The organism is Flavobacterium sp., assembly GCF_049590715.1.
Taxonomy (GTDB): domain Bacteria; phylum Bacteroidota; class Bacteroidia; order Flavobacteriales; family Flavobacteriaceae; genus Flavobacterium.
The window spans coordinates 1-4462 of sequence record NZ_JBAWDL010000327.1 but is presented as its reverse complement, the minus strand read 5'-3'; the positions used below and the strand labels follow the sequence as shown (position 1 = coordinate 4462).

The window sequence follows — 4462 nt, the reverse complement described above, 5'->3', positions numbered from 1 at the left end:
GACTATATTCTTACTACCAGGAGGAGGCTTGCTACTTCCTATTTTAGTTAAATTTATACCGAAAATGCTTCCTACAGCATTTAATGAAAACCTAAATAATGAGTAAAAAAAAATATCGCTTAGAGCGATATTTTTTTTTATTATGTTTTACGAAGATTACAACTTTAATTGATACACTTCTTCCAAACCTTTATTAGAACTAAAATTCACATTCAAATCAGTAACATATCCAGAATTCAATCCGTAAACCCACCCATGTATGGTTAAGTTTTGACCGTTTTTCCATGCTCCTTGAACAATGGATGTTTTACACAAATCAAATACTTGTTCCTTAACATTAATCTCTACAAAAGCATTGAAACGCTCATTTTCATCTTGAATTGAATCTAAATATTCATTGTGTAAACGATATACATCTTTAATATGTCTAATCCAGTTATCAATAATCCCGATTGATTGATTTCCCATTGCCGCTTTAACACCACCACAACCGTAGTGACCACATACAATAACATGCTCAACCTTCAATACATTGACAGCATAATCCAATACACTCAACATATTCATATCTGAATGTACTACCATATTAGCAATATTACGATGTACAAAAACCTCTCCAGGCTTAGCACCAATAATTTCATTTGCAGGAACCCTACTATCTGAACATCCAATCCACAATAATGGTGGTGTTTGCCCTTTGGCTAAGTCAGCAAAAAAATTAGGATCAATTGCTAATTTTGACTCTACCCATTCTTTATTATTATCAATTATTTTTTTATAAAAATCACTCATCTTTTTTTCTTTTCAATTATAGTTTTACAATTTATTCAATGATACAATTAGAATCAACATCTAAATATACAATTATTATATTTTTACATCCAAAAGAAGAAATATAATCTCTCCTATAAGTTATTCTAAATGGATTCTTTTTTAATTATTTTACGTTTTGCAACATCATAATAATGTTCTAACGAAACGTGGTTTGCTGATTCAGGTGAATTTTCAAGATCATAAGCTTCTTTAAATCCTTTAAGTTTCACCTTAATATTCTCTTCCTTTGCTCTAGTCTCCGTAAATTCACTAATTAAATCCAAAATATCATGTGCAATATATACAGTATCGTGCGCATTGATAATAACACTAGAATTCTCTGGAATAGCATTCAAAGTTGATTTTATCGCAGCTTTATTCAAGAAAGAAACTTCTTGCGCTAAATCAATGTGTATTACATCACCATCCACATATTCTTCTTTCTTAAAACTATAAGCTCTTTTCAGGTTTCCTCTCAAAATAAAAATAATACTAATAATCATCCCTAGCATAACTCCTTTTAACAAATCAGTAGCAACAACAGCAATTAATGTTGCCACAAAAGGAATAAACTGATACTTTCCTTTTTCCCAAAAATGAACAAAGGTTGCTGGTTTGGCTAACTTATACCCTACCAAAATAAGAATCGTTGCAAGCGTTGCTAATGGTATTTTATTCAAAAGAACAGGAATAGCCAAAACACTCAACAACAATAAACTACCATGAATAATAGTAGACATTTTTGATTTTGCTCCTGCATTATTATTAGCTGAAGAACGAACTACTACTGAAGTCATTGGCAACCCTCCTAATAATGAACTTATTATATTCCCCACACCTTGAGCTTTTAATTCCACATTGGTATTGGTATATCTTTTTTGAACATCCATTCTGTCAGCAGCTTCAATACATAATAATGTTTCAATAGAAGCTACTATGGCAATAGTTATTCCCGTAACCCAGACTTTCGGATTAGCAATCGCTGAAAAATTTGGAGTAATAATAATAGCTTTAAATTCTTCTAATGAAGTTGGTACTGGTAAAGATACCAAATGACTTTTTGAAATAGCCAAATTACTTCCTGATTGTATAAATACTTCATTTAAAATAATCCCTGAAACAACCGCTATCAGTGCACCTGGGACTAATTTTATTTTTTTTAAAAAAGGAACTCTATCCCATGATATCAAAATAATTAAAGAAATTGCTGTTATGATTACCGCACCTAATTGAATATGATTGAAAATCTCAAATAAAGAAGAAAAAGTATTATCACCATTATCCTGAACAAAAGCCTGATCTCCTTCAAAATCAGCATCATACCCAAAAGCATGAGGCAATTGTTTTAAAATAATAATAACACCAATACCAGCTAACATTCCTTCAATAACATTTGTAGGGAAATAATTAGAGATACTGCCCGCTTTTAAAAACCCGAGTCCTAATTGAATTAAACCTGCGATAAAAACAGACATCAAGAACACATCGAAAGCTCCAAAATCCGTAATAGCCGTTAGAATAATAGCGGTTAATCCAGCAGCTGGACCAGAAACACTAATGTGAGATTGACTTAAATATCCAACTACTAAACCACCCACAACTCCCGCAATAATACCTGAAAACAAAGGAGCACCAGAAGCCATAGCAATACCCAAACACAACGGCAATGCTACCAAGAAAACCACTAAACCTGAAGCAAAATCTGACTTAAGGTTAGCAAAAAGATTTATTTTTTTTGACATAATAAAATATAAAATAATTAGATACAAAATTACTCTTACCCAAAAGGGAAACAGTAATTTTAAATTCAAAATATAGAAATATTATGCTAAATCTGGGGGGGGAGAAAATATTTTAGCAGAAACATTGTCATGTTTTGACAAATTTTCAGATAAAATCAAGCTTGATTTTGATATTTTTAACACTAAGAAATCAGCATTCGAAACATGATTATAAGCAAATACTTTTACTTCTTTACTATATGAATGCTCTTCTTCTGAAAATTTATACGATACTGAAACATCGCACTTTTTTTCAATTAACGTCACAATAGTAGGCGTCAATAAAAAAGTGATAAACAAAAAAAGAAATAGACTTGCTATGTGTTTCATAATTACAAAAATATGACTATTCAAAAAAATATAAGCTAAAAATAACAAAATTAAAAAAAAATTAACATTATTAATACATACAAAACAGTGAAACAACTCTACTATTAATTTTATTGATTTTCGGCTTGTGATCTCAATAAATCCAAAAACAAGGAATCAGTTTTATTTATAATTTTTATATTTACATCATAAAATACTATACATGACTATCACTCAATTAAAATATGTTCTAGCAGTTGCGGAACACAAAAATTTCACCCTTGCAGCCGAAAAATGCTTTGTTACGCAACCTACATTGAGTATGCAAATCCAAAAAATAGAAGAGGAATTAAGCATTACTATATTTGACCGGACAAAAAAACCCATCCAACTTACTGATATAGGACAGAAAATAGTTACTCAAGCAAAAAACATCGTAAATGAAGCTGACCGCATTCAAGATATTGTTGAACAACAAAAAGGCTTCATAGGCGGTGAATTCAAATTAGGCATCATCCCTACTATCATGCCTACCTTACTTCCGATGTTTTTAAATAATTTCATTAAAAAATACCCAAAAGTCAAACTCATCATTGAAGAATTAAACACTGATGAAATTATCACAAAATTAAACAACGGTCATCTTGATGCTGCTATTGCCGCCACACCTTTGATGGAAGAAAAAATCAAAGAAATTGTATTATACTTTGAACCTTTTGTAGCTTATATCCCTGAAAACCATCAACATTTTCAAAAACAAGAAATCGAAGTAGACGACCTTAATTTAGACGAAATTTTATTATTACAAGATGGCCATTGTTTTAGAGATGGAATCCTAAACCTATGTAAAAACAGTACTAAAAATGAAACTAGTCGTTTCCAAATTGAAAGTGGAAGTTTTGAAACCCTTATCAAATTAGCTGATGAAGGCCTCGGTACAACTTTACTTCCTTACCTGCATACCTTAGACTTAAAAGAATCTGACAAACTGAAACTCCGTCATTTTATTGAACCAAAACCCGCTCGAGAAGTAAGTTTAATTTACCCAAAAAGCGAATTAAAAATTCAAATTATTGACGCACTTAGGAGCACCATTGCTGGAGTTATAAAAGGTGCAATTGTATTTCAAAACATTCAGATAATAAGTCCATTACATAAGAAATAAAAATAAAAAAGGAACTCAATTAAGGTTCCTTTTTTTGTTTGCTTGAGGCAAATAGGATGCTAATCAATTACAACATAAATGCATTTTCTTAAATTAGGCTTTTCAACTGTAAAGTAAAAAGTCATTTTTTAAAATGTCAATTTCATAAGGCAACAAGTTTTGAACGGCCTTGTTTAATTTGTTACTAAATAGCTCCGAATTAAAAAGAACTCTTTCAAGTACCTCTTTTATGTAATCGTAAATCATTTTAGCCATAACGAGTAGGGTTAAATTTATCGGGGATTATAAAAATATATTTTTTCGCTTTAGTAAAAAACAAAAACAACAATTAAATACAAAATAAATCGACAAAAAACATTTTAACACCAAAAATAAAAATATTTAACTACCCTTA

4 protein-coding genes are annotated in these 4462 nt (G+C 30.5%); 1 reads left to right on the top strand and 3 read right to left on the bottom strand.

Features of this window, described 5'->3' with window-relative positions; all coding sequences use genetic code 11:
* Positions 1 to 156: 156 nt before the first annotated feature.
* The 3 genes from can to WBQ70_RS14010 form a co-directional block, all read right to left on the bottom strand.
* The gene (gene can, locus WBQ70_RS14020; RefSeq protein ID WP_423915289.1) at positions 157 to 792 is read right to left on the bottom strand and encodes a carbonate dehydratase; all 636 of its coding nucleotides are present in this window, start codon (positions 790 to 792) and stop codon (positions 157 to 159) included.
* Positions 793 to 917: 125 nt separating this feature from the next.
* Positions 918 to 2555 carry a SulP family inorganic anion transporter gene (locus WBQ70_RS14015; RefSeq protein ID WP_423915287.1) on the bottom strand — a complete coding sequence of 546 codons (1638 nt, stop codon included), beginning with the start codon at positions 2553 to 2555 and terminating at the stop codon, positions 918 to 920.
* Positions 2556 to 2636: 81 nt separating this feature from the next.
* Complete coding sequence (locus WBQ70_RS14010) at positions 2637 to 2924, bottom strand: hypothetical protein (RefSeq protein WP_423915286.1); 288 nt, start codon at positions 2922 to 2924, stop codon at positions 2637 to 2639.
* 202 nt (positions 2925 to 3126) lie between these two features.
* Here WBQ70_RS14010 and WBQ70_RS14005 point away from each other — a divergent pair, with 202 nt between their 5' ends.
* Positions 3127 to 4068: a LysR substrate-binding domain-containing protein gene (locus WBQ70_RS14005; protein ID WP_423915284.1), complete on the top strand. Its 942-nt coding sequence runs from the start codon at positions 3127 to 3129 to the stop codon at positions 4066 to 4068.
* Positions 4069 to 4462 lie beyond the last annotated feature (394 nt).